Genomic DNA, 23,758 nt, shown 5'->3' with positions numbered 1-23,758 from the left:
CTCCCGTCCACACACGCACTAGACGGAGGTGGTCGTGTCCGCCCGACAGGTGACGCTCGCCGAGGTGGCGAAGCAGGCGGGTGTGTCGCTGGCGACCGCCTCGCGCGTGCTCAACGGCAGCACGCGGCAGGTGAGCGAGGAGCTGAGCGACCGGGTCCTGCGCACCGCGGAGGAGCTCGGGTACGTGCCGAACGCGTCCGCGCAGGCGCTGGCCCGCAACTCGAGCTCCCTGGTCGGGCTGGTCGTGCACGACATCACCGACCCGTACTTCTCCTGCATCGCGGCCGGGGTGACGCGGGTGGCGGAGGAAAACGGCCTGGTCGTGGTCCTCGGCACGACCAACCGGTCACCGGACCGCGAGGTGGAGCTGCTCTCGACGCTGCGCGCGCACCGGGCCCGCGCGGTGGTGCTGGCGGGCTCGCGGACCACGGACCGGGCCGCGCAGGCCAGGCTGGCGGCGGAGATCGACGCGTTCACCGAGCAGGGCGGCCGGGTGGCGTGCGTGTCGCAGGCGAAGCTCGGGACGGACACGGTCGTGCCGGGCAACCGGGCCGGCGGTCGCGCGCTGGCCCGTGAGCTGGCCGCGCTCGGGCACCGCAGGTTCGCCGTTCTGGGTGGTCCTTCCGACCTCGTGGTGGCCCGCGACCGGCTCGCCGGGTTCAAGGCGGGACTCGCCGACGCCGGGGTCGCCCCGCCGGTCGTGGTCAACGGCCCACTGACCCGTGACGGCGGTTACGAGGCCGCGCTGGAACTGCTCGCCACCCGCAGGCAGGCCCGCGCGACCTGCGTGTTCGCCGTCACCGACGTGATGGCGATGGGCGCGATGGCCGCGTTGCGCGAGCGGGGCGTGCGGGTGCCGGAGGACATGTCGATCGCCGGGTTCGACGACATCCCGACGCTGCGCGACACGGTTCCGGCGCTGTCGACCGTGCGGCTGCCGTTGGAGCGGATGGGTGAGATCGCCGCAGGTCTCGTGCTGGACGCCGGGGGTGACGAGGCCCGCACCGTCCGCGTCGCCGGTGAGGTGGTGCTGCGGGCCTCGACTGCCCACAATTAGACTCGTCTGGCTGTTCACGTACTTAGTCATGAGGAGTTGAGCCGTCCCCGTGGGTACTGGCCCCGGCTGGCATACCAACCCGGTCCCCCGTCGCTCGGGAGCACGCAGGTGACCGGAACCCTGTTGAGCCTGCTCGGTCTGCTCGCCGTCGTGGCGCTGACAGCGGGCACCTTCATCGCGGTGGCGGCGGAGTTCTCGCTGACCGCGCTGGAACGCAGCACCGTCGAGCGGCACCTCGCCGAGGTCGGTGACGCCAAGGCGCGCACCATCGACCGCGCGCACCGCACGTTGTCGTTCCAGCTCTCCGGCGCACAGCTCGCCATCACGCTGACCACGCTGATCACCGGGTACATCGCGGAGCCCGCGATCGCCTCGCTGATCCAGCCGGGCCTGAACGCGCTCGGCGTGCCGCCGACGGTCGCGGGCGGGTTGTCGCTGGCCCTCGCGCTGGCGATCGCCACGGCGTTGTCGATGGTGTTCGGCGAGCTCGTGCCGAAGAACCTGGCGATCGCGAAGCCGCTGGAGACCGCGCGGGCGGTGGCGGGCCTGCAGGCCGGCTTCTCGACCGTGTTCCGGTGGCTGATCACGGCGATGAACGGCTCCGCGAACTGGCTCGTGCGCCGTTTCGGCGTGGAGCCGGTCGAGGAGCTGGCGTCCGCCCGGTCACCGGAGGAGCTGGGCGCGCTGGTCCGCACGTCCGCCGAGCACGGCACGCTGGACGAGGGCACCGCGGTGCTGCTCGACCGCTCGCTGCGCTTCGGCGACCGGACAGCCGGCGAGCTGATGACCCCTCGCATGCGCGTGGAGGCCCTTCGCGCCGACGCGACCGTGCACGACCTCGTGCAGAAGGCGCGTGACACCGGCTTTTCGCGTTTTCCGGTGCATGACGGTTCTCTGGACGAGGTGCGCGGCATGGTGCACGTGAAGCAGGCGTTCGCCGTGCCCGCCGCTCTGCGCGGGACGACTCCTCTGTCGGCGTTGACCCGCCCGGTGACATCGGTGCCGGAGACGCTGGAGGGTGACGCGCTGCTGGACCGCCTGCGCGCTTCGGGCCTGCAGACGGCACTGGTGGTCGACGAGTACGGCGGCACGGCCGGCATGGTGACGCTGGAGGACGTGGTCGAGGAGATCGTCGGCGACGTCCGCGACGAGCACGACCGCGGCGAGGCACCACCGGTCCGGTCGCTGGGTAAGGACAGCTGGCTGGTGTCCGGCCTGCTGCGCGACGACGAGGTGGCCGAGGCGACGGGTTTCCGGATGCCGGACGGCGACTACGAGACGCTGGCCGGCCTGGTGCTGACGCGCCTGGGCCGGATTCCGGACGTCGGTGACGAGATCAGGGTCGACGGCTGGCGGGTGACGGTGATGCGGATGGACCGCCACCGCGTGGCCGAACTGCGGGTGGTGTCGGCGTGAACTTCCTGGTTGTCGTCCTTCTGCTGGCGGGCAACGCCTTCTTCGTCGGCGCCGAGTTCGCGGTCATCACCGCGCGGCGCGACCGTTTGGAGGCGTTGGCCGACAAGGGTTCCTCGCGCGCACGCACGGCCATCAAGGCGTCGCAGGAACTGCCGTTGCTGATCGCCGGCGCACAGCTCGGCATCACACTGTGCTCCCTCGGCCTGGGTGCCATCGCCGAGCCGGCGCTGGCCACAGTGCTGGAGGGCCCCCTCGGCGCCGTTGGCCTGCCCGCTGCTGTGGTGCACGGCGTGGCGTTCGCGGTGGCGTTGGTCATCGTCGTCGCCCTGCACACGATCCTCGGCGAGATGGTGCCGAAGAACCTCGCCATCGCCGGCCCCGAACGCGCCGCCCTGTGGCTGGTGCCGGTGCACTACGGGTTCAGCCGCATGATCGCGCCGGTGCTGGCCCTGTTCAACGCGGTCGGCCGCTGGGTGCTGCGCCGCTTCGACGTGGAACCCGTCGACGAGCTCGAGTCCGCCTACACCCCCGACGAGCTGGCCCTGCTGATCGGCCAGTCCCGCTCGGAGGGCCTGCTGGAGGTCTCCGAACACCGGCGTCTGACCCAGACGCTGACCTCGGTCTCCCGCACGGTCGCCGACGTCCTCGTGCCGCTGGACCGCGTGACGACCGTGTCCGCCGCCCCCACCGTCGGCGAGATCGAGGCGGCGGTGGCGGCCACCGGCTTCTCCCGCTTCCCGGTCAAGTCCGACGCGCGCCTGGTCGGCTACCTGCACGTCAAGGACATCCTCGACCTGGAGGGCGCGGCGACCCCGGTGCCCCGCGCCCGCGTGCGCGGCCTGCCCGAGGTGCCGGTGGACGCACGCCTGGACGAGGCCCTGACGGCCCTTCGCCGGGCCCAGTCGCACCTCGCTCGCGCTGTTGGGGCCGATGGTGGGGTGCGTGGGGTGGTGGCGTTGGAGGACCTGGTGGAGGAGTACGTCGGGACTGTGCGGGATGGGACGCACGTGCGGTGGGTGTAGCTGGGGTTCGGCGCTGGGGTTCGGGTCGTGTGGATTCACCCGATCGTGATGTCCTGATTTGCCGGTTCGGCCGCCCTGCGTAGGGAGGAAGCGCGGGGGGCGGAGGTGAGTCGGGAGGGAGTGGCGGGGTTCGGCTTGGTTCGGCCGGGGCTGGCTCGGGTGGGGTGAAGGTCGGGCGAGATCGGGGTCCGATGCGGACGGGTCGCGCCGGGCGCGGTGGGTCGGGCGCGGTGGACCAGCCGCAGGTGGACCGGGCGCGGCTGGTCAGGCGCGGCTGGACCGGGCGCGGTGGGCGCGGGTAAGTCGGGCGCAGGTGAGCAGCCTCGACGAGCGCAAGGCGCGCCACGGTTCAACGCCCCAGCTCAGCGCCCCGGGTCAACCCCCGCCGCCGTGCGGATCTCCAGCATCAGGCAGCCACCATCGGTCCGGTAGGGCCCGTGCGGCATCCCCGGCCGGCGGCTCGCGAAGTGGCCCGCGGTGAACGTCTCGCCGAGGGTCAGGTCGGTGAGGTCGCCCTCCAGCAGGTACACCTCCTCGTGGTAGTCGTGGCGGATCACGCCGGACGTCTCCAGGCCCGGTTGCCAGCGGGCCAGGCGGGTGAGGGTCGGAGTGGCCGGGTCGTGGCTGAGGACGCGTTCGGTGACGCCCGGTTCGGCCGGGTGCCACGGGAGGTCGGCGACCGGGAAGAACTCGTGTTGTGTGCGCATCACAGCCGCCGGTTCGCCAGCACGGGCAGGGTGCGGCGGGCCTCGTCGACCGAGGAGGCGTCCACATCGGACACGAGTGTGCCGGGGGCGTCGGCCAGGCTGGCGGCGACTGCGCCGAGTGGGGTCACGACGGTGCTGCGGCCGATGCCGGTCGGGGCCGGCCCGTGGTCGGTGGTGGGCAGGGCCTGGCCGCAGGCGAGGAGCCATGCGGTGGAGTCCAGGGCGCGGGCGCGGACCAGGAGGTCCCACTGGTCGGCCTTGCCGGGGCCGGCGCCCCAGGAGGCGCCGAGCAGGATGGCCTGCGCGGTGTCGGCGAGGGTGCGGAAGAGTTCGGGGAAGCGGACGTCGTAGCAGGTGGCGAGGCCGAAGGTGAGGTCGTCGACGGTGAAGGTCACCGGTTTGTCGCCGGGGGTCACGGTGCCGGACTCGCGGAAGCCGAAGGCGTCGAACAGGTGGATCTTGTCGTAGCCGAGGTGCAGGCCGGCGCCGGTGACGAGGGTCGTGTTGGCGACGCGGCCGCCGGTGCCGGGGGTGAACATGCCGGCGACCACGACGACGCCCGCCTCGGTGGCGATGTCGTGGACCGCGGTCGCCCAGGGGCCGTCGAGGGGTTCGGCGACCGGGGCGAGGGGGACGCCGAAGCGGCAGTGGGTGGCTTCCGGGAACTGGACGATGCGCGCACCCGCCTCGGCGGCGCGGGTGACCTCGGTGCGGACGGTCGCGAGGTTGGTGGCGGGGTCGGCGGTCGAGCTGATCTGGCACAGGGCGATGCGCATGATCCTCCTCTGGTATACATGTTGTATGCAGGTCGCGGACAGCTTGTCAGGCCGGGAGAAGGCCTACGAGTTCATCAAGGACACGATCCTCGCCGCCCCGGAGATGCAGGGGCGGTTCATCAGCGAGCAGGACGTGGCCAACCAGATCGGTGTGTCGCGCACGCCGATTCGTGAGGCTCTTCTTCTTCTGGCGGCCGAAGACCTGGTGCAGCTCGTGCCGAAGAAGGGTGCGTATGTCGCGCCGTTGTCGTCGCGGCAGATCACGGAGCTCATGGAGCTGAGGGGCGTTATCGAGCGGTATGCCGCGGAGCGCACGATGACCGAGGGCACTGTTCCGTTGGAGACCATGCGCGCGTACATCGAGGAACAGCGCGTGCAGCAGCACGACCCGCGTGAGTTCATCGACGTCGACCGGCAGTTCCACGCCGTTCTCGTGGCGGCGACCGGCAACGACCTGCTGACGAAGACCTACGAGGGGTTGCGCGCACGGCAGGTGCGCGCGGGTGTGGTGGCGTTGTTCCGTGCGAACAACCGGCAGCAGGCCGTGATCGACGAGCACAACGCGATCGTGGCCGCGCTTGAGTCCGGGGACGTCGGCGCGGCCACCGCGGCGATCACCGCTCACCTGGACACCACGCTGAAGGTGCTGCTCAACGGCTGAGCGTCGGCGTCCTCCGGGTCGCGGCCCAGGCGCAGGCCGATCAGCGTCACCACGCACGCCACGGAGACGTAGATGCCGACGACGACCCACGTGCCGAACTCCGCCAACAGCCAGGTGAACAGCAACGGCGCCACGGCACCGCCGATCACGCCGGCCAGCGTGTAGGCCAGTGAGCTGCCGGTGTAGCGCAGGCGTTCGGTGAACTGCTCGGCGATGAACGCCGCCTGCGGGCCGTACATGAACGCGTGGAACGCGAGGCCGACGACCACGCCGACGACGATCAGCGGGACGGAACCGGTGTCCACCAACGGGAACAGCACGAACGGCCACACCGCGCCGCAGACCGCGGCCACCGCGTAGAGGCCGCGCCGGTTGACCCGGTCGGACAGCCAGCCCGCGAGCGGCATCAGGAACAGCTGGAAGCCGGAGGCGATCAGCACGGCGATGAGGCCGACGTTGCGCGACATGCCCAGCTGCGTCGTGATGTAGGTGAGGACGAAGACGGTGTGCAGCGCGTACAGCACGTCCGGGCCGACGCGGGAGAGGACGGCGGCGACCAGCGGGCGGGTCTGCGTGCGGAAGACCTCGCTCACGGGTGCGGACGGGCGTTCGCCGCGTTCCTGGATCGCCTTGAAGACCGGGGTCTCCTCCAGCTTCACCCGGATCCACAGGCCGAACACGACCAGCACCGCGGACAGCAGGAACGCCACGCGCCAGCCCCACGACATGAACGCCGCGTCGGACAGCGCCACGCCGAGCAGCGCGAGCACGCCGTTGGCCATCAGGTTGCCGGCGGGCGGCCCGATCTGCGCGGCCGACGCCCAGAAGCCGCGTTTCGCCGGGTCGCCGTACTCGCTGGACAGCAGCACCGCGCCGCCCCACTCACCGCCGAGGCCGACGCCCTGGGCGAAGCGCAGCAGCACGAGCAGCACACCGGCCGCGGGGCCGATCGCGGAGTGCGTGGGCAGCAGGCCGATGAGCAGCGTCGCGATGCCGGTGATCAGCAACGTGGTCACCAGCACGCGTTTGCGGCCGATCTTGTCGCCGAGCCGGCCGAACAGGAACCCGCCGAGCGGCCGCGACAGGTAGCCGACCGCGTACGTGGAGAACGCGAGCAGCGTCGCCGTCAGCGGCTCGGAGCTCGGGAAGAACAACGGACCGAGCACCACGGCGGCGGCCACGTTGTAGATGGCGAAGTCGTACCACTCGAGCGCGGTACCGGAAAGCGAGGCCACGAACGCGCGGACCAGCGCGGAACGCGGTACGTCTGTCGTTGCTGAAGCAGGCGGCATGCGGTAATACTGCCTGTATACAACTCGTATGCGCAAGGAGTACCGCATGTCCACCGCTTGCACACTGTCCTTCGAACTCCCCGACGGCACCGTCACCGAGGTCGCGGTGACGACCCTGCTCAACGGCGGGTACGCCGGCCGCAGCCAGGAAGACGTGGCCGCTCACGTGCGCGAACTCGCCGAACTGGGCGTTCCGGCGCCGTCGGTCACGCCGAGTCTCTACCCCGTTTCGCCCTACCTCGCGCAGCAGACCGCGGTGGTGCCCGTGCAGCACGCACGCACCTCCGGCGAGGCCGAGTGGGCGTTGGTCGTGACCGATGACGACGTGCTGCTGACCGTCGCGTGCGACCACACGGACCGCGCGCTGGAGGTGCACGGCGTCGCGTGGAGCAAGAACGCGAGCCCGGACGTGCTGGGCCGCAGGGCGTGGCGGTTGTCCGAGGTCGCCGACCGGATCGACGCGATCGAGCTCACGGCGTGGGCCGACGGCGTGGAGATCCAGCGCGGCACGCTCGCCGAGCTGCTGACGCCGGCCTACTGGGTGGACCGGCTGCGCGAGCTGGGACTGCTGCGGCCCGGCACGGTGCTGCTGTCCGGCACGATCCCGATGCACCACGGCGTGCAGCAGTTCGCGTCGAAGTGGCGCGTCGAGCTGCGCGACCCGGCGACCGGTGACGTGCTGGACTGCGACTACGAGGTGGCGCCGCTGCCGGAACCGATCGGCTGAGCCGCGCGCGCCGGTATGCGTCCCCGGAACCAGGTCGAAATCCCCGGCGCGCAGTCGACGCAGGGGTGACTGACCGACACAGGGGAGGCACCCGACATGGGCAAGGTCTACACCGGCGCCAGCACCTCGATCGACGGCTACGTCTCGGGCCCGGACTTCTCCGGCTTCGACCGGCTGTTCCGCTGGTACGAGTCCGGCGACGTGGCGTACACGATGCCGACCGGCGCGATGACCGTCCACCTGACCCCCGCCAGCGCCGCGCACTTCGACGGCCTCATCCGGGCGACCGGCGCGTTGGTGGTGGGCCGCAAGCTCTACGACCACACGAACGCATGGGGCGGCCGGCACCCGATGGGCGTGCACACCGTCGTGCTCACCCATCGGCCGTTGGAGAACACCGAGCACTTCACGTTCTGCAGCGACGGCATCGAGAAGGCCGTCGAGATCGCCCGGTCGCACGCGGGCGACAAGGCCGTCGGCCTGAACTCCGGCGAGGTCGCCCGGCAGGCGATCGACGCCGGGCTGGTCGACGAGATCTGGCTCGACCTGGTGCCCGTGCTGCTCGGCGGTGGCACGCCGTTCTTCGCACCGGGCCAGGGTTACCAGCTCGAAGGGCCGCTCTCGGTCGTCGAAGGCGTTGAGGTCACGCACCTGCGCTACAAAGTGCACTACGCGGAAGCCGGGTGAGGACGACGCGGTGGGGCGCCGCGGCGGCCTGGGTTCACCGAGGCCGCCGCCGCACTCCCCCTGCGCGCCGGGACTGACATCTCTCAGGCGGAGAGCGCGGCTTTCACGGCGCGGGTGCGCTCGTCGGCCAGCACCTCGTCGTCACCGTTCTCAAGCGCCCGCAGCACCTGCGCGACGACGTCCTGCGGGGTGATCTTGGGCGCGTCGATACCGGTGGTCAGGTCGGTGTCGATGAACCCGGCGTGCACGCCGATCACGCGCGTGCCCTGCTCCCGCAGCGCCTCACGGGAGGACTTGGTGAACGACCAGCCCGCTGCCTTGGAGGCCGCGTAGCCGCGCCACTCCGCCCTGCCGACGAACGACAGGATGCTCAGCACGTTGACGATCGCGCCGCCGCCGTTGGCCTTCAGGACCGGCGCGAACGCGTCCGTCGTGCGGACGAGGCCGTAGAAGTTGACCTCGAACTCCGCCTTGATGCTGTCGACGTCGTCGCCCGCGACGAGGACGCCGGCGTTGTTGACCACGATCGTGGTGTCACCGAGCTCCTTGGCGGCCGCCACGACCGACGCGTCGTCGGTGACGTCGAGCCGCACCGGGACCACGCCCTCGTCGGTGATGGTCTCGACCTTGCGCGCGCCGCCGTAGACCTTCGCGCCCGCCTTGACGAGCTCCTGCGCGAACGCACGGCCCAGTCCGCGGTTCGCGCCGGTCACGAGCACCGTCTGACCCTTGAAGTCCATGACAACCTCCTAAGTTGGTATTTCAAACCAACTGTGGCAGGCCGAGTTTGATTTCCCAACCGACTGATACCGTGGTCACATGGCTCCGCGAACCTGCTCCGTTGCGAACGCGCTGGAGGTCGTCGGCGAGCGCTGGTCGCTGCTGGCGCTGCGCGAGGTCTTCTTCGGCAACCACCGCTTCGACCAGATCGCCGCGAACACCGGCGCCTCCCGCGACGTGCTGACCGCGCGCCTGAAGAAGCTCGTCGCGTGCGGCGTGCTGGAGCGGCGGCAGTACTCCGAGCACCCGCCGCGCCACGAGTACGTGCTGACCGAGTCGGGCCGTGCGCTGAACAACGTGTTGCTGATGCTCAAGGAGTGGGGCGACACCTACGTGACCAAGGGGCCCCTCCCGCTCGTGTGGGAGCACTCGTGCGGCAACGTGCTGGAACCACTGGTCGTGTGCGCGCACTGCGGCCGTGAGGCGACGCCGGAGTCGTTGACGCGGGCCGCCACGACACCGGGCGATCCGATCTCGGCGACCTAATCCGGAACCCGTGGTCGCGCACCGGTCGCCGGTCGCTGTCCGTGTAGGTTGACGACCATGAGTGAGGACGACGAGGACGAGTTCGCCGAGGACGACGAGTTCGAGGACGAGGAAGACCCGGACGACCTCTTCGCCGTCACGCCGGAGCCGCGCACGGTGTGCCATCTGTGCGGGGGCGCGAGCTACATCGCGGCGCCGACGCTGGCGATCATCGGTGGTGCGCCGCGGACCGTCGACAACGGGCGCGAGTGCCCGCACTGCAACGGCGCGCGGACGTTCACCGGGCTGGTGCCGCCGCTTTAGCGCTTGACCGTCACGCGCTGGACGTGGTCGACGAACTCCGCCACCGGGTAGCGGGCGATCTCGTCGCCGATGACGTCGAGGGCCAGGTCGGCGGCGCGGGTGAAGCGCACGCAGGACTTGCCCATGTCGAGCTTCTTGCCGGTGGCGAGGTAGCGCTCGCGGAACGACTCCCCCGGCGCCATGGCCGTGGTCAGGTAGAGCGAGCAGTGGCGTTTCTGGGCGGCCAGCGCGACGTAGCTCAGCGGCTGCCCGTTGTAGGTGGGGCCGCTGACCTCGATCGGCACGTACCAGGTGATCATCCCCCAGAGCACGCCCTCGGCGTAGCCGGCGGGGAGGTGCGCGACGACGACGTCGCGCACGGCGGTGATCTCGGCGCGCTGCTCTGCGGTCAGCTCGTCGAGGTACTCGTCGACCGTGGCGGCCTTGCTCTGCACCATGCGCGTACGGTAGCCGCTCGTGGAGGTCCTGACCCGAGCCGAATGGCATGAGCTGCGCGACCGGCACGTCGCGCGCATGAGGCGCTTCACCGGCCCGCACCTGGAGCGGAAGGCCGGCAAGGAGAAGCACCCCGTCATGGACTTCCTCTTCACTTATTACAGCCATCGGCCCGTGCGGCTCGAACGGTGGCATCCGGGGCCGGGGATCGTCCTGGAGGACGCCGGCGAGTACCTGGAGTTCCCGCACTACCGGGCCACGAGCGGCGGCGTGACGCTCGACGTCGGCAGTTTCGCCGCTCAGCGGGCCAAGACCATCGACTTCGTGCGCGAGCTGCTCACGGCGACGATGCGGCGGCCGGCGCGGCTGGGGTGCTTCGGGCTGCACGAGTGGGCCATGGTCTACCGGCAGCAGCCCGAGGAGGTGCGGCACAACGCGTGGCCGTTGCGCCTGGGCAGCGACGGCACCGACCAGGTGGTCGAGGCCAGCAAGATCCAGTGCGGGCACTTCGACGCCTTCCGGTTCTTCACCGGGCCCGCGCGGCCGCTCAACACCCTGCTGCCCACCCGTGAGGGGCAGGTCGAGAACGAGCAGCCGGGCTGCCTGCACGCCAACATGGACCTGTTCAAGTGGTCCTACAAGCTGGAGCCCGCGACACCGTCCGACCTGGTCGCCGACTGCTTCGAGCTGGCCGTCGACGTGCGGGAGCTCGACATGCGGGCCTCGCCCTACGACCTGGCGGGACTCGGGTACGAGCCGGTCAGGATCGAGACGCCGGAGGGCCGCGCGGAGTACGTGCGCAGGCAGGCGGAGTTCGCCGCGAGGTCGCGGCCGCTGCGAGAACGACTCGTCACCGTGTGCCAGTCGGTACTGGGAGTGACTTCACATCGCTGACCGTTCTCTCCTGTTAGCGTGGCTGCCGGTCGTCGGGGGCCGCTGAGTAGTTGTGAGAGGGATCGATGTCTCGACACCGCTCGCTGCGCGCGAAGGTGCGGCGCGGGATCGCCAAGTGGCCCGTCGCCATCGTGGCCGTCGTCGTGCTGATCGCGCTCGGCTGGGGCGCCTGGTCGTGGATCGGCGGCGTGCTCGACAAGCGGGCGCAGGCGCAGGCCCAGGACTGCAACGAGGGTGACGCGGTGCTGCGGGTGTCCGCGACACCGAGCGTGGCCGAGGCCGTCGCGGAGGTCGCGCGGGCCTGGAGCGCCACGCGGCCCGTCGTCTACGACCACTGCATCGCGGTCGAGGTCACCTCCGCCGACTCCTCCGCCGTGCTCGACGGTCTGACCGGGACCTGGGACGCCGAGAAGCTCGGCCAGCGACCGCACGCCTGGGTGCCGGACTCGATGTTGTGGGCGAACCGGTTGTCCGCGCTCAACGCCAAGCTGGTCGGTGGCACGCCGAAGTCCATCGGCACGTCGCCGGTGCTGCTCGCCGCACCCGAGGCGGGTGCGCCAGTGCTGAAGGACTTCCGCTGGACGGACATGCCCGAGGTCACCGACTGGCAGAGGTTCGGCCCGAACTGGGGCCGGTTCAGCGTCGCCATGCCCGACCCGGCCGCGAACACGGCCTCCGCGCTCGCGATCCAGTCCGCACTGGCCGGCGGCAAGGGCCCGGTCACCGCGGACACGCTGAACTCCGACGCCGCCAAGGCGACCCTGACGAAGCTCGCGGCCACCGTGCCACCCGAGGTGCCCACCACGACGCGCGAGGCGTTGCGGCGGCTCGGGGACAGCGCGACGGTGAACGCGGCGGGCTTCAGCGTGACGCCGGTGTCCGAAGTGGACCTCTACAAGCACAACACCGGCAAGGAGGCACCGTCCAAACCGCTCGTCGGCGTGCTGCCGGTCGGTCCGACACCGGTGGCGGACTTCCCGTACGTGGCGCTGTCCGGCCCCGAGGTCGGTGAGGCGGAGGAACGCGCGGCGCAGGCGTTCCGCGAGTTCATGACCGAGCCAGACCAGCAGAAGATCTTGGCGCACGGCGGTTTGCGTGTCGAGTCCACTCAGGACCGACCGTCCCCCTCTCCTGGTGTGTCGTGGGCGGCGGTGACCGAGAACCTGGTCGCCGCTGACGCGACGACCACGCAGCAGCTGTCGGCGGCGTGGGCGTCGGCGGACCGCGGCGGCCAGGTCGTGACCGTGCTCGCGGACGTGTCCACCTCGATGAAACCGAGGCTGGACAAGGTGAAGGCCGCCCTGCGCGGGCAGGTGGACAGGTCGGTGTCCGGGTCGTTCGGGTTGTGGGAGTTCGCGCGGTCCGTCGACGGCGCCAAGCCCTACAAGCAGCTCGTGGGCACCGGTCCGGTGGTGGAGAAGCGCGAGGCGTTGCGCAGGGCGATCGACGGGCTCAAGACTGTCGACGGCTCCCAGCTCTACACCGCGCTGGGGGCCTGTTATGAGGCGGCGCACGACGGTTTCGTGGCCGGGCGGGTCAACCGGGTCGTGGTCGTCACCGACGGCACCTCGGACGGCGGCATCGACCTGGCGGCGTTGAAGTCCCGGCTCAAGGGCAAGGACCTGCCGGTCAGCTTCATCGCGATCGGCGGTGAGGTGGACAAGGCGGCACTGACCGACATCGCGGAGAGCACCGGGGGCAGCGTGTCCGTGGTGGAGGACGAGAACGGTGTGGAGGCCGCGCTCGGGCAGGTGCTGTCGACCACCGCCTGAGTGGTTGGTTCGGGTTGTGGGATGAGGGCATCGGGGCTGGCGCGGGCATCGGGCGGGCGCGGGCGTCAGGGCGGACGCGGGCGGGGGCGTCGGGGTGGGCGCGGGCGGGGGCGTCGGGGTGGGCGCGGGCGTCGGTCCAGGTTGTGGGCAAGGGCGTCGGTCCGGGTCGTGGATGAGGGTGTCGGGGCTGGCGCGGACGGGGACGTCGGCGCGGGCGTCGGTCCAGGTCGTGGACAAGCGCGTCGGGGCGGGTCGCGGACGAGGGCATCGCGGTAGCGCGGACAGGGACGTCGGTCCAGGTCGTGGACGAGGGTGTCGGGGTGGCTTGGGCGACGGTGGTCGTCGCGCGGTTGGGTGCGGTGGCGGGTTGCCACGCGGGCCCGGCGAGGCCGGGATTCGGCGTCGGGCTGGGCGCGGGCGACGGTGAGTCGTTGCGTGGTTCGGGTGCGGTGGCCAGGTGGTGCGCGGCTGGTGCGGTGGCGGGTTGCCACGCGGGTCCAGCGGGGCCGGGATTCGGCGTCGGGGTGGATGCGGGCGACGGTGAGTCGTTGCGCGGTTCGGGTGCGATGGCGGGTTGCTGCGCAGGTCCGGCGGGACCGGCGTTGGGTGTCGGGGTGGGTGCGGTGGCCAGGTGGTGCGCGGCTGGTGCGGTGGCGGGTTGCCACGCGGGTCCAGCGGGGCCGGGGTTCAGCGCCGGAGCTGGAGTTCGGCGGCGCGGCGGCCTCGCAGGCGCGGCGAACAGTGCCTGAGTGGCCAGGCCAGGACGCTGAAGACGGCCTCCGCGCGGTTCCGTTCGACGGTCAGCTGCCACGCCGCCTCGGCGATGTCGTCGGGGTTCAGCGTGGGGATCTCACCGTACTGGCCGGGGTTTGCGGTGATCATGCGGTGGATGTCGCCGCGCTCGATCAGACCGCCGATGGTGAGCGTGCCCGCGTAGATGCCTTTGTCGGCCAGTGCCGCGTTGAGCGTCACCGCGTAGTTGCGCAGGGCTGCGGCGTTGATCGTGAGCGCGCCTAAGCCGGGCATGGGCACGACTGAGCTGAGGCCGCCTGCGAACAGCAGCGCTCCGCTGCCGCGGTCGAGCATGCCCGGCAGGACGTGGCCCACGACGTCGAGGGCCGGGTACAGCCAGGTCAGCGCCTTCTGGGCGTCCGCGGCGGTGATCTCGGTGATCGGCTTCATCGGCAGGTCTGGGTCGGCCGCGCCAGGGCCGTAGTAGAGCACCTCGACCTCGCCACCGATGCGGTCCAGGGTGGACAGGAGCTGGTCGCGGTCGCGCACGTCAGCGGTGAACGCCTCTGCCTTCACGCCGGCCTGCGCCAGCTCGGCGAGGTAGCGGCTGTGCCGGGTGTCGGTGCGGGACACCAGGGCCACGTCGTGGCCCTCTCGTCCAAACCGGTGCGCGATGGACATGCCGAGACCGGGGCCGACGCCGATGACTGCTGCGAGGGACATGAGCTGCACCTTCCGGCTAATTCGAGGGTGTCCTCGACTTGTGGGAGTGACGGTATCACAGAAGTCGAGGGGAGGCTCGACTTAGGGGGCGTTTGTAGAATGCCGCCATGGCAACCAGGCCCCTGCGCGCGGACGCCGCCCGCAACCGCGCCAAGCTGCTCGCGGCGGCCGTCGACGTGTTCGGTGAGCAAGGGCTCGATGCGGCGCTGGAGCACATCGCCCGCAGGGCCCAGGTCAGCATCGGCACCCTCTACGCGCACTTCCCCACGCGCCAGGTGCTCATCGACTCGATCTTCCCGAGCCGGCTGGCGGTGCTCGACGACATCGGCGCGGCCGCGCTGGCCGCGCCCGACCCGTGGCGGGGTTTCGCGGACTTCGTCGAGGGCACGGTGGCGTTGCAGGCGCAGGACCACGGGCTGAACGACGCGATCGCCCGGCGGCTGGTGCCGTCCGAGGAGGCCACCAGCGCGTGCGGGCGCGGCATGGGGCACGCGGAGCGGATCATCCAGCGCGCCAAGGACGCCGGGGTGTTGCGCGCGGACTTCGAGCTCGCGGACCTCGTGACGCTGACGTGGGCGATGTCGCAGGTGATCAGGGAGTCGGTCGACACCGAACCGGACCGGTGGCGGCGGTTCCTGCGGTTCTACCTCGACGGGCTGCGCACGGCCGGGTGAACCGCGCCACCGGGGACACCGGTGGCTCGGCCGGTGCGGTCACGCGACGTTGAAGCGGTCCGGGTCGGGGCCGGTGCGGGTGCCGTTGTCGAGCTCGGCGATCACGGTCATGTCGTCCTGGGCCAGCTCGAAGTCGAAGATGTCGATGTTCTCCCTGATCCGGTAGGGCGTGACGGACTTGGGGATCGCGACGTTGCCGAGCTGGACGTGCCAGCGCAGCACGATCTGGGCCGGGGTCTTCGCGTACTTCTCGGCCAGGCCGGTGATCTCCGGGCGGCCCAGCAGCGCACCCTGGGCGAGCGGTGACCAGGCCTCGGTGACGATGCGGTGGGTCACGTGGACCTTGCGCATCTCCTCCTGCTGCAGCAACGGGTGCAGCTCGATCTGGTTCACCGCCGGGGTGGTCGGGAACTCGTCGAAGAGGCGCTGCAGGTGGCGGGTGTGGAAGTTGGAGACGCCGATGGCCCGCACCCGGCCGTCGGCGTAGAGCTGCTCCAGCGCGCGCCACGTCTCCGGGTACAGCTCGCGCCGCGGGGTCGGCCAGTGGATGAGGTAGAGGTCCAGCACGTCGCGCCGCAGGCGGCGCGTGCTCGCGTCGAACGCGCGCAACGTCGAGTCGTAGCCCTGGTCGGAGTTCCACAGCTTGGTCGTGACGAACAGGTCCGGCACGCCCGCGATCGCGTCGCCGACACCGGACTCGTTGCGGTAGGCGGCGGCCGTGTCGATGCTGCGGTAGCCGGCCTCGATGGCGGTCGTGACCGCACCGGGCACCTGGTCCTCCGGCACCTGGAAGACGCCGAAGCCGAGTTGGGGGATCCGTACTCCGTTGTTCAGCGAGATCAGCGGAACCATGCGGGTAGCTTCGCACCGTTGTAGAGCCGGTGCATCGCCTCGATCGCGGCCACGACCTCGCGGCGCAGCTCGTCGGGTGCCACGACCTCCACGTCGGGGCCGAACTTGAGCAGGTCGGGCAGGGCGTGCCGGAGCGACTCGGTCGGGAAGCCGAACTCCTCCCCCGGCTGCGGTGCGAGCTGTGCGACGACCCGGGCCTGGTGGCCGCTGAGCAGGTACCGCGCCTTGTCGAGACCGGCACTGGTCATGCGCACGGTGACGCGTTCGCCGTACATGCGGGCCTCGAACTCCTCGGACCACCCGGCCCAGAAGGCGGCGAGGTCGAAGTCGTCCGGCCGGTCGAACGTCTCGTCCAGGACCTCCAGCTCCAGCACCCGCGACACCCGGTAGGTGCGCAGGCTGCCGACGAAGTACCAGGTGCCCGCCTTGAGGACCAGACCGAGCGGGTCGACCTCGCGGGTGACGGTCTGCTGCCCCCACCGCCGGTAGGTCATGCGGACGCGGCGCTGCTCCCAGACGGCGTCGGCGATGGTGGCGAGGTGCGCGGTCGGTTCGTCGCCGCGGAACCACGTCGGGGTGTCCAGGTGGAACCGCTGCCGGATCTGCTCGGCCCTGGCGCGCAGCTCGGTGGGCAGCGCGGCGAGGAGCTTGAGCTGGGCCGCGGCGGCGAACTCCTGGAGGCCCAGCTCCTGGGCGGGACCGGGCAGGCCGGTGAGGAACAGCGACCGCGCCTCACCGGAGGTCAGTCCCGTGAGCCGGGTGCGGTAGCCGTCGACGAGCCGGTAGCCGCCGGCCGGGCCGCGGTCGGCGTAGATGGGGACGCCGGCGGCGCCGAGGGCCTCGACGTCGCGGTAGATGGTCCGGGGCGAGACCTCCAGCCGGGCCGCCAGCTCGTCGGCGGTCATCCGGCCGCGGGACTGCAACAACAGGAGCACCTGGATGAGCCGGCTCGACTTCATGCCACAAACCTGACACGAACTGTCAGGTTCTGCCAGCAGGGTGGGGTCCATGAAGGCAACCGGAACCATCGAAGTGAAGAGCTGGGACGAGAAGACCTGGGACGGCCGGTCCTACCGGGACGTCGAGGGCCGCAAGCTCACCGAGGCGCACGTCCAGTTCGGGTACGCGGGCGACATCAGCGGTACGGGCAGTTGCCGGTACCTCATGTACTACGGCGACGACGTGGCGTGGACGACCGCGATCGAGGAGGTCACCACGGACGAGGGCACGCTGGTGCTGCGGCACGTCGGCGCCTACCGGTCCGCTGTGGAGGGGTCGATCGAGGTCGTCGACGGCACCGGGCGGTTCCTCGGCGCGAAAGGTGCGGTGACCGTGGACTGGGCGGAGGATGGCAGCGGCACCTACGCGCTGGAGTACGAGGTCTGAGCCCATGACCAACGCCCCCGTCTACGACGCCGCCCAGCAGCGCATCACCGAGCTGGTGCGCGGCCGGGACCCGCAGACGCCCGTCGCGGCGACCCCCGGCTGGTCGGTCAAGGACGTGGTGGCGCACCTGGCCGGCGGTCTGCGCGACTTCGCGGACCGCCGGTTCGACGGTGTCGAGTCCGGCGAGTGGGGTGAACGGCAGGTGCGCGACCGCCGCGGCAACTCGCTCGACGACGCCTTCGCCGAGTGGGACGCGAACCGGGAGCTGGCCGCTCCGCTCTTCGACACGCCCATGGGCTCGGTGCTGATCGCCGAGGTCGTGGCGCACGAACACGACCTGCGCGCCGCGCTGGGCGTGCCCGGCGACCGGGACCCGCAGGTGGTGCGTGCGGCGTTGACCCGGCCGTTGCAGCAGCTCGACCAGCGGATGCGGGAGAACGACGTGCCCGCGCTGCGGGTGGTGCTGGAGCACGGCGACCGCGTGCTCGGGCACGGCGAGCCGGAGGGGACGCTGCGCACGACGTCGTTCGAGCTGATGCGGGCCATCGGCGGGCGGCGGTCGGTGGACCAGATCAGGGCGATGGACTGGGACGGTGACCCGGACACGTGGATCTCGTCGCTGGCGTTGTCCGGAAGGCACCGCGCGGAGCCGTTCGAGGAGTAGGTTCCCGGCGTGACCGACTGGCTGGCAGACACCCGCGAGTCCTACGACACGGTCGCCGCCAGTTACGCCGACTACACGCGCGGCCTGCTGGACGGGATGCCGCACCTGCGGGCGGCGTTGCGGCTGTTCGCCGAGGAGGTGGACGGTCCCGTCGCCGACGTCGGCTGCGGCCCCGGCGACGTCACGGCGCTGCTGCACGGGCTCGGCGCGGACGCGTTCGGGATCGACCTCTCCCCCGCCATGGTCGCGCTCGCCCGGCGGAACCACCCCGGGCTGCGGTTCGAGGTCGGGTCGATGACCGACCCGCTCGGCGACCGGGTCGGCGGGGTGCTGGCCTGGTGGTCGCTGATCCACGTGCCGGACGAGCTGGTCCCGGTCGTGCTCGGGCACTTCCGGGACGCGCTGCGGCCGGGCGGGCTGCTGCAGCTGGGTTTCCACGTCGGCGACCGCACGAACCTGAAGACGCGGGGTTACGGCGGGCACCCGATGCGCGTGCACGTCCACCTGCGCCGGCCGGAGCGGGTGGCGGCGTGGCTGCGCGACGCCGGGTTCGCGGTCGAGGCGCAGTGGCTGCTCGGCGAGGACGGCGCGGTGCTGTTCGCCCGGCGCGGATGAGACCATTCCACCGTGGCAGAGGAACAGACGTGCCAGCGGTGCGGTGAGGCCGTGGAGCTGGCCCCGGAGGACTTCGAGCTGTTCGAGCGGATGCACCCGGACTGCTTCCACTTCGCGTTCGAGCACGACCTCACCAGGCCGGGCATCACCGAGCAGGAGAACTGCGGCGACGAGACCTGTCCGGTCGGAGCGTGAGAGGAGGGGCGCGCCCCTGGGTGCGCCCCTCCTCCGCGGTGTGGATCAGCTGCTGTAGGCCTCGAGGGGCGGGCAGGAGCAGACCAGGTTGCGGTCACCCTTCGCGCCGTCGATGCGGCGGACCGGCGGCCAGATCTTCGGAGCACCGGTACCGGCCGGGTACACGGCCTCCTCGCGGGTGTACGGGTGGTCCCACTCGCCGACGGTCACGCAGGCCGCGGTGTGCGGTGCGTTGCGCAGCGGGTTGTCCTCGACGGGCCACTCGCCGGCGCCGACGCGGTCGATCTCGCGCTTGATGGCGATCATGGCGTCGATGAACCGGTCGATCTCGGCCAGGTCCTCGGACTCGGTGGGCTCGACCATCAGGGTGCCGGCGACCGGGAACGACATGGTCGGGGCGTGCAGGCCGTAGTCGGCCAGGCGCTTCGCCACGTCGTCGACCGTCACGCCGGTGGCCTTGGTGATCGGGCGCAGGTCGAGGATGCACTCGTGGGCCACGAAGCCGCCCTCGCCGGTGTAGAGGACCGGGTAGTGCTCGTCCAGGCGGCGCGCCACGTAGTTCGCCGCGGCCACGGCGGTCAGGGTCGCGCGGCGCAGGCCGTCGCCGCCCATCATGCGCACGTACGCCCACGAGATCGGCAGGATCGACGCGGAACCCCACGGGGCCGCGGAGATCGGGCCCACGCCCGTCTCGGGGCCCGCGGTGGGCTGCAGCGGGTGGTTCGGCAGGAACGGGGCGAGGTGGGACTTCACGCCGATCGGGCCGACGCCGGGGCCGCCGCCGCCGTGCGGGATGCAGAACGTCTTGTGCAGGTTCAGGTGCGAGACGTCCGAGCCGAACTTGCCGTAGCGGGCCAGGCCGATCAGCGCGTTGAGGTTCGCGCCGTCGACGTACACCTGGCCGCCCGCGTCGTGGACCAGGCCGCAGACCTCGCGGACGGTGTCCTCGTACACGCCGTGGGTCGACGGGTAGGTGATCATGATCGCGGCCAGGTCGTCGGCGTGCTCGGCGACCGTGGTGCGCAGGTGGCCCATGTCGATGTTGCCCTTGTCGTCGCACTTCACGACGACGACGCGCATGCCGGCCATGACGGCGGACGCGGCGTTCGTGCCGTGCGCGGACGACGGGATCAGGCAGACGTCACGGGCGGAGTTGCCGTTGGCGCGGTGGTAGGCGCGGATCGCCAGCAGGCCGGCGAACTCGCCCTGCGAGCCGGCGTTCGGCTGCAGCGACACGGCGTCGTAGCCGGTGACCTCGGCCAGCCACGCCTCCAGGTCCGACACGATCGTCAGCAGGCCCTTCGCGTCCTCGACCGGCGCGAACGGGTGCAGCGTCGAGAACTCGGGCCAGGTGATGGACTCCATCTCCGCGGTCGCGTTCAGCTTCATCGTGCAGGAGCCGAGCGGGATCATGCTGCGGTCCAGCGCGACGTCCTTGTCGGACAGTGCGCGCAGGTAGCGCAGCAGCGCGGTCTCGGAGCGGTGCGCGTGGAACACCGGGTGGGTCAGGTAGTCCGAGGTGCGGCGCAGGTCCGACGGGATGCCGTCGGCGGTGTCGGTGTCGATCGCGTCCACATCGGACCCGGTCACGCCGAACGCCTCCCACACGGCGACGACGTGCGCACGCGTGGTCTTCTCGTCGCAAGCGACCGCCACGACGTCGGCGTCCACGAGGCGCAGGTTGATGCCGAGCTCGCGGGCCTTCGCGACGACCTCGGCGGCACGGCCCTCGACGCGCACCTGCACGGTGTCGAAGAACTCGCCGTGCACGACGTCGAGACCGGCCTCGCACAGGCCCGTCGCGAGGACGGTGGCCAGGCGGTGCACGCGGGTCGCGATGGCGCGCAGGCCCTCGGGGCCGTGGTAGACCGCGTACATCGACGCGATCACGGCGAGCAGCACCTGCGCGGTGCAGATGTTCGAGGTCGCCTTCTCACGGCGGATGTGCTGCTCGCGGGTCTGCAGCGCCAGGCGGTAGGCCAGCGAGCCGTCGACGTCGACGGAGACGCCGACGAGGCGGCCGGGCAGCTGGCGCTCCAGGCCGGAGCGGACGGCCATGTAGCCGGCGTGCGGGCCGCCGAAGCCGATCGGCACGCCGAAGCGCTGGGTGGTGCCGACGACGACGTCCGCGCCGATCTCACCGGGCGGGCGCAGCAGCGTCAGCGCCAGCAGGTCGGCGACGACGACGGCCTGCGCGCCGGCGGCGTGGATCTCCTCCACCAGCGCGGCCTGGTCGCGGACCACACCGGACGCACCGGGGTAGGACAGCAGCACGCCGAAGAAGTCACCGCCCAGGCCCAGGCCCTCGATGCCCTGCGACAGGTCGGCGACGACGACCTCGATGCCCAGCGGCTCGGCGCGGGTCTCGATCACGGCCAGCGTCTGCGGCAGCGTGTCGGCGTCCACGACGAACTTGTTCGACTTCGCCCTGCCCGCGCGGCGCACCAGGGTCATGGCCTCGGCGGCGGCGGTCGACTCGTCCAGCATGGACGCGTTGGCCATCGGCAGGCCGGTCAGGTCGCCGACCATCGTCTGGAAGTTCAGCAGCGCCTCCAGGCGGCCCTGCGAGATCTCCGGCTGGTACGGCGTGTACGCGGTGTACCAGGCGGGCGACTCCAGGACGTTGCGCAGGATCACGCCCGGCGTCACGGTGTCGTAGTAGCCCAGGCCGATCATCTGGGTCATCGGCCGGTTCTGGGAGGCGAGCGCGCGCAGCTCGGCCAGCGCCTCGGTCTCCGTGGCGGGCGCCGGCAGGTCCAGCACCAGGTCGCGCTCGTGGATGGACGAGGGCACCGCGTGCTGCGCCAGCTCCTCCAGCGATCCGACACCGATCACGTCGAGGATGCGGGCGAGCTCGGCGGGGCGCGGGCCGACGTGCCGGTCCGCGAACGGGGTGCCGTGCTCGAGAGCGGCGAGCGGAATGCGGTCCTGCGTCATCTAACGCCTCCGGGGGGCTGCGGGCACACGTGTCCTGGTGCCCTCCCCGCTCTGTCCGTACCCGGCATCGGGCGCCTGAGAGGTTCACCCGCCACGAGAGCGGGCTTTCACCGTCGGCGGGATCTCGAGAGATCCGCTTTCCAGAGGCGTCTCGCTCACGCGGTCCTGGGTGCCTGAGAGGTTCCCGGGGAGGAACTTGCTCCTTCGGCGCCGGGTGCAGCACCCGGTCTCTCCCGCCTGAGTTCAGCGACTACCCGTGAAGAGTACCCGCAGGCAGGCCCGCCAGTCCCCACCGACGCGACCTACGTCTCAGCGACGGAACCGGCTGAGCCGGCGACAGCGGGTCAGCCGGTGGCGCGCTCCCGGCGGCGGCGGGTCAGCTCGTCCTCGGTCATCGGCGCGATCTCCACGCCGTCCGCACGTTCGGCCGGGAACTCGTGGATGGTCCCGCTGATCTCCCGCATCGCACCGCTCACCGCGATGCCGAACACGCCCTGCCCGCCCTGGAGCAGGTCGACGACCTCCTCGGGGGAGGTGCACTCGTAGACGGTCGTGCCGTCGGAGAAGAGCGTGATCCGCGCCAGGTCCTGCACGCCGCGGCGGCGCAGGTGGTCGACGGCGACCCTGATGTTCTGCAGCGAGACCCCGGTGTCCAGCAGCCGCTTCACGACCTTCAGGACGAGGATGTCCTTGAAGGAGTAGAGCCGCTGGCTGCCGGAGCCGTGCGCCATCCGCACCGTCGGCGCGACCAGGCCGGTCCTGGCCCAGTAGTCGAGCTGCCTGTAGGTGATCCCGGCGATCTGGCACGCCGCGGGTCCCCGGTAGCCGACGAGTTCGTCCGGCAGCGAGGAGTCCGGGAACAGCTCACCCTGCTGCCCGGATTCGGCCCGCAAGGGCGCTTCCTCGACCACGCCTGCCTCCCCTCGCCAACGGCCACGAAAGTCGGGGCCGTCAAGCCGCCTGGTCCACTCGCGCAGACCGGCGACGTCCACTCGAGTTCGACGGTAAGACCGCTCCGAGGGCAGGTCAACGCGACGCGCGGGGAGTGTTGGCCCCCAACCTGAGGCGGGGGTCCGCACCGTCACCCGAACTAGGACGTTCAGGTGACGTTTAGTGATTGTTTAGCGGCCATGATGTGCGGAAAGTAGTCCGATCGAGGGACACCCCACCGATCGGCGCCGGGTCCGAACAAGACGGTCAGCGACAGTCGGGGGAACTCAGGTGTCGGCGCCCCGGAAGTCCTCGGGGGACACGGAGTCGAGGAACTCGCGGAACTTCTCGACCTCGTCCTCCTGCTCGTCCGGGATGATCAGACCGGCCTCCGCCAGCACGGACTCCTCCGCGTGGATCGGCACGCCGACGCGCAGTGCGAGGGCCACCGAGTCGGACGGGCGGGCGGACACGCGCACGTCGCCGTCGAACACGAGCTCGGCGAAGAACGTGCCCTCCTGCAGGTCGGTGATCCGCACCTGTTCGAGGTTGCGGCCCAGCGCCCCGATGACGTCCTTGAGCAGGTCGTGGGTGAGCGGGCGGGCCGGTCGCACGCCCTGCTGCTCCAGCGCGATCGCGGTGGCCTCGACCGAGCCGATCCAGATCGGCAGGTACCGCTCACCCTCGGTTTCGCGCAGCAGGAGGATCGGCTGGTTCTGGGGCAGCTCCACCCGGACGCCCACGACACGCATCTCGCTCATCGGGTCTCGCCTCCCTCTGACTCGTTGGGGAGTACCCGGAACGTCTCCGAGCATCCCCCGGCACACGCGTTCGACGCTACCCGCCAAGCGGGCCGTGTGCTCAATCGTTGCGGGCAGAACGTGATCAAGACGATGGCCGCTCGAACCCGCTCTTCCCCGCACCGGGTACAACGAGCGGAAGAGGCCGGCCGATTCCCGGAAAGCACGGCGAACCGGCAGGAGTTCCGCGCAAAGGCGGTCAGCGCACGAGTGCGTTCGGGCTCGACGCAGGAAA

At 71.2% G+C, this 23,758-nt stretch carries 26 protein-coding genes and 1 riboswitch; of the genes, 15 read left to right on the top strand and 11 right to left on the bottom strand.

The genetic code is table 11. The features are described from left to right. Nucleotides 1-34 precede the first annotated feature (34 nt). From ACZ7CF_RS27335 to ACZ7CF_RS27325, 3 genes are all read left to right on the top strand, one after another. Nucleotides 35-1,057: a LacI family DNA-binding transcriptional regulator gene (locus ACZ7CF_RS27335; protein ID WP_360392357.1), complete on the top strand. Its 1,023-nt coding sequence runs from the start codon at nt 35-37 to the stop codon at nt 1,055-1,057. Between the two features lie 108 nt (nt 1,058-1,165). Beyond that, nucleotides 1,166-2,473 carry a hemolysin family protein gene (locus tag ACZ7CF_RS27330; RefSeq protein WP_360392359.1) on the top strand — a complete coding sequence of 436 codons (1,308 nt, stop codon included), beginning with the start codon at nt 1,166-1,168 and terminating at the stop codon, nt 2,471-2,473. Further along, nucleotides 2,470-3,495, top strand: coding sequence for a hemolysin family protein (locus tag ACZ7CF_RS27325; RefSeq protein WP_360392362.1), 1,026 nt, complete (start codon nt 2,470-2,472; stop codon nt 3,493-3,495). Before ACZ7CF_RS27330 ends, ACZ7CF_RS27325 begins: the two co-directional genes overlap by 4 nt. 362 nt (nt 3,496-3,857) lie before the next feature. On the opposite strand, the gene ACZ7CF_RS27320 is transcribed toward ACZ7CF_RS27325, so the two are convergent. Both ACZ7CF_RS27320 and ACZ7CF_RS27315 read right to left on the bottom strand, forming a co-directional pair. Continuing rightward, nucleotides 3,858-4,202 (bottom strand): cupin domain-containing protein, encoded by a 345-nt coding sequence (locus ACZ7CF_RS27320; protein ID WP_470370894.1) that lies wholly within the window; start codon nt 4,200-4,202, stop codon nt 3,858-3,860. Then, entirely contained in the window at nt 4,202-4,978 is a 777-nt protein-coding gene (locus ACZ7CF_RS27315) for a carbon-nitrogen hydrolase family protein (protein ID WP_470370893.1), read from the bottom strand. The genes ACZ7CF_RS27320 and ACZ7CF_RS27315 overlap by 1 nt, the downstream gene beginning before the upstream one ends. On the opposite strand from ACZ7CF_RS27315, the gene ACZ7CF_RS27310 reads away from it, so the two are divergent. After that, the gene (locus ACZ7CF_RS27310; protein ID WP_458430967.1) at nt 4,977-5,639 is read left to right on the top strand and encodes a GntR family transcriptional regulator; all 663 of its coding nucleotides are present in this window, start codon (nt 4,977-4,979) and stop codon (nt 5,637-5,639) included. The two genes, ACZ7CF_RS27315 and ACZ7CF_RS27310, sit on opposite strands and share 2 nt — an antisense overlap. On the opposite strand, the gene ACZ7CF_RS27305 is transcribed toward ACZ7CF_RS27310, so the two are convergent. Continuing rightward, nucleotides 5,600-6,931, bottom strand: a complete 1,332-nt coding sequence (locus ACZ7CF_RS27305) for an MFS transporter (protein ID WP_360392374.1) — start codon at nt 6,929-6,931, stop codon at nt 5,600-5,602. The two genes, ACZ7CF_RS27310 and ACZ7CF_RS27305, sit on opposite strands and share 40 nt — an antisense overlap. A gap of 46 nt (nt 6,932-6,977) precedes the next feature. On the opposite strand from ACZ7CF_RS27305, the gene ACZ7CF_RS27300 reads away from it, so the two are divergent. Beyond that, complete coding sequence (locus ACZ7CF_RS27300; protein WP_360392376.1) at nt 6,978-7,658, top strand: DUF2848 domain-containing protein; 681 nt, start codon at nt 6,978-6,980, stop codon at nt 7,656-7,658. A 96-nt stretch (nt 7,659-7,754) separates the two neighbouring features. After that, nucleotides 7,755-8,345 carry a dihydrofolate reductase family protein gene (locus tag ACZ7CF_RS27295; RefSeq protein ID WP_470370892.1) on the top strand — a complete coding sequence of 197 codons (591 nt, stop codon included), beginning with the start codon at nt 7,755-7,757 and terminating at the stop codon, nt 8,343-8,345. Between the two features lie 83 nt (nt 8,346-8,428). On the opposite strand, the gene ACZ7CF_RS27290 is transcribed toward ACZ7CF_RS27295, so the two are convergent. After that, entirely contained in the window at nt 8,429-9,085 is a 657-nt protein-coding gene (locus ACZ7CF_RS27290) for an SDR family oxidoreductase (RefSeq protein WP_470370891.1), read from the bottom strand. Nucleotides 9,086-9,164: 79 nt separating this feature from the next. Between ACZ7CF_RS27290 and ACZ7CF_RS27285 the strand changes: the two genes are divergently transcribed. Both ACZ7CF_RS27285 and ACZ7CF_RS27280 read left to right on the top strand, forming a co-directional pair. After that, the gene (locus ACZ7CF_RS27285) at nt 9,165-9,611 is read left to right on the top strand and encodes a winged helix-turn-helix transcriptional regulator (RefSeq protein WP_360392383.1); all 447 of its coding nucleotides are present in this window, start codon (nt 9,165-9,167) and stop codon (nt 9,609-9,611) included. Between the two features lie 57 nt (nt 9,612-9,668). Beyond that, nucleotides 9,669-9,914 (top strand): hypothetical protein, encoded by a 246-nt coding sequence (locus ACZ7CF_RS27280; RefSeq protein ID WP_360392385.1) that lies wholly within the window; start codon nt 9,669-9,671, stop codon nt 9,912-9,914. On the opposite strand, the gene ACZ7CF_RS27275 is transcribed toward ACZ7CF_RS27280, so the two are convergent. After that, nucleotides 9,911-10,351, bottom strand: coding sequence for an iron chaperone (locus tag ACZ7CF_RS27275; protein ID WP_470370890.1), 441 nt, complete (start codon nt 10,349-10,351; stop codon nt 9,911-9,913). The genes ACZ7CF_RS27280 and ACZ7CF_RS27275 overlap by 4 nt on opposite strands. A 19-nt stretch (nt 10,352-10,370) precedes the next feature. On the opposite strand from ACZ7CF_RS27275, the gene ACZ7CF_RS27270 reads away from it, so the two are divergent. Beyond that, entirely contained in the window at nt 10,371-11,243 is an 873-nt protein-coding gene (locus ACZ7CF_RS27270) for a 3-methyladenine DNA glycosylase (protein WP_458430962.1), read from the top strand. Between the two features lie 65 nt (nt 11,244-11,308). Beyond that, nucleotides 11,309-13,015, top strand: coding sequence for a vWA domain-containing protein (locus tag ACZ7CF_RS27265; protein ID WP_470370889.1), 1,707 nt, complete (start codon nt 11,309-11,311; stop codon nt 13,013-13,015). Between the two features lie 687 nt (nt 13,016-13,702). Here ACZ7CF_RS27265 and ACZ7CF_RS27260 read toward each other — a convergent pair. Next, nucleotides 13,703-14,470 carry an SDR family NAD(P)-dependent oxidoreductase gene (locus ACZ7CF_RS27260; RefSeq protein WP_470370888.1) on the bottom strand — a complete coding sequence of 256 codons (768 nt, stop codon included), beginning with the start codon at nt 14,468-14,470 and terminating at the stop codon, nt 13,703-13,705. Nucleotides 14,471-14,577: 107 nt separating this feature from the next. Between ACZ7CF_RS27260 and ACZ7CF_RS27255 the strand changes: the two genes are divergently transcribed. Beyond that, on the top strand, nt 14,578-15,144 hold the full coding sequence (locus ACZ7CF_RS27255) for a TetR/AcrR family transcriptional regulator (RefSeq protein ID WP_360392395.1): 567 nt from the start codon (nt 14,578-14,580) through the stop codon (nt 15,142-15,144). A gap of 39 nt (nt 15,145-15,183) precedes the next feature. Here the strand turns inward: ACZ7CF_RS27255 and ACZ7CF_RS27250 are convergent, their stop codons facing one another. After that, complete coding sequence (locus ACZ7CF_RS27250; RefSeq protein ID WP_470370887.1) at nt 15,184-15,996, bottom strand: aldo/keto reductase; 813 nt, start codon at nt 15,994-15,996, stop codon at nt 15,184-15,186. Further along, complete coding sequence (locus tag ACZ7CF_RS27245; RefSeq protein ID WP_458430958.1) at nt 15,984-16,955, bottom strand: helix-turn-helix transcriptional regulator; 972 nt, start codon at nt 16,953-16,955, stop codon at nt 15,984-15,986. The genes ACZ7CF_RS27250 and ACZ7CF_RS27245 overlap by 13 nt, the downstream gene beginning before the upstream one ends. A 49-nt stretch (nt 16,956-17,004) precedes the next feature. Here ACZ7CF_RS27245 and ACZ7CF_RS27240 point away from each other — a divergent pair, with 49 nt between their 5' ends. Genes ACZ7CF_RS27240 through ACZ7CF_RS27225 form a run of 4 tightly spaced genes read left to right on the top strand, consistent with a single transcriptional unit; the run spans nt 17,005 to nt 18,856 of the window. Then, nucleotides 17,005-17,382 (top strand): DUF3224 domain-containing protein, encoded by a 378-nt coding sequence (locus ACZ7CF_RS27240; RefSeq protein WP_360392403.1) that lies wholly within the window; start codon nt 17,005-17,007, stop codon nt 17,380-17,382. 4 nt (nt 17,383-17,386) lie between these two features. Next, complete coding sequence (locus ACZ7CF_RS27235) at nt 17,387-18,046, top strand: maleylpyruvate isomerase family mycothiol-dependent enzyme (protein ID WP_360392406.1); 660 nt, start codon at nt 17,387-17,389, stop codon at nt 18,044-18,046. A gap of 9 nt (nt 18,047-18,055) precedes the next feature. Then, nucleotides 18,056-18,661: a class I SAM-dependent methyltransferase gene (locus ACZ7CF_RS27230; RefSeq protein ID WP_458430956.1), complete on the top strand. Its 606-nt coding sequence runs from the start codon at nt 18,056-18,058 to the stop codon at nt 18,659-18,661. A gap of 12 nt (nt 18,662-18,673) precedes the next feature. After that, nucleotides 18,674-18,856, top strand: coding sequence for a hypothetical protein (locus ACZ7CF_RS27225; protein WP_360392411.1), 183 nt, complete (start codon nt 18,674-18,676; stop codon nt 18,854-18,856). A gap of 45 nt (nt 18,857-18,901) precedes the next feature. Here ACZ7CF_RS27225 and gcvP read toward each other — a convergent pair whose 3' ends face one another. The 3 genes from gcvP to ACZ7CF_RS27210 form a co-directional block, all read right to left on the bottom strand. Then, nucleotides 18,902-21,793, bottom strand: coding sequence for an aminomethyl-transferring glycine dehydrogenase (gene gcvP, locus ACZ7CF_RS27220; protein WP_470370886.1), 2,892 nt, complete (start codon nt 21,791-21,793; stop codon nt 18,902-18,904). 150 nt (nt 21,794-21,943) lie between these two features. Beyond that, a riboswitch (glycine riboswitch) is annotated at nt 21,944-22,039 on the bottom strand. Nucleotides 22,040-22,137: 98 nt separating this feature from the next. After that, nucleotides 22,138-22,704 carry a MerR family transcriptional regulator gene (locus ACZ7CF_RS27215; protein ID WP_360392417.1) on the bottom strand — a complete coding sequence of 189 codons (567 nt, stop codon included), beginning with the start codon at nt 22,702-22,704 and terminating at the stop codon, nt 22,138-22,140. 306 nt (nt 22,705-23,010) lie between these two features. Beyond that, a complete protein-coding gene (locus ACZ7CF_RS27210) occupies nt 23,011-23,484 on the bottom strand; it encodes a bifunctional nuclease family protein (RefSeq protein WP_030468959.1) in 474 nt (157 codons plus the stop codon). Between the last annotated feature and the right edge of the window lie 274 nt (nt 23,485-23,758).

Source organism: Lentzea sp. NPDC036955 (assembly GCF_055608005.1).
The sequence above is the reverse complement of the archived record's forward strand: the minus strand, read 5'-3'. Positions and strand labels throughout refer to the sequence as shown.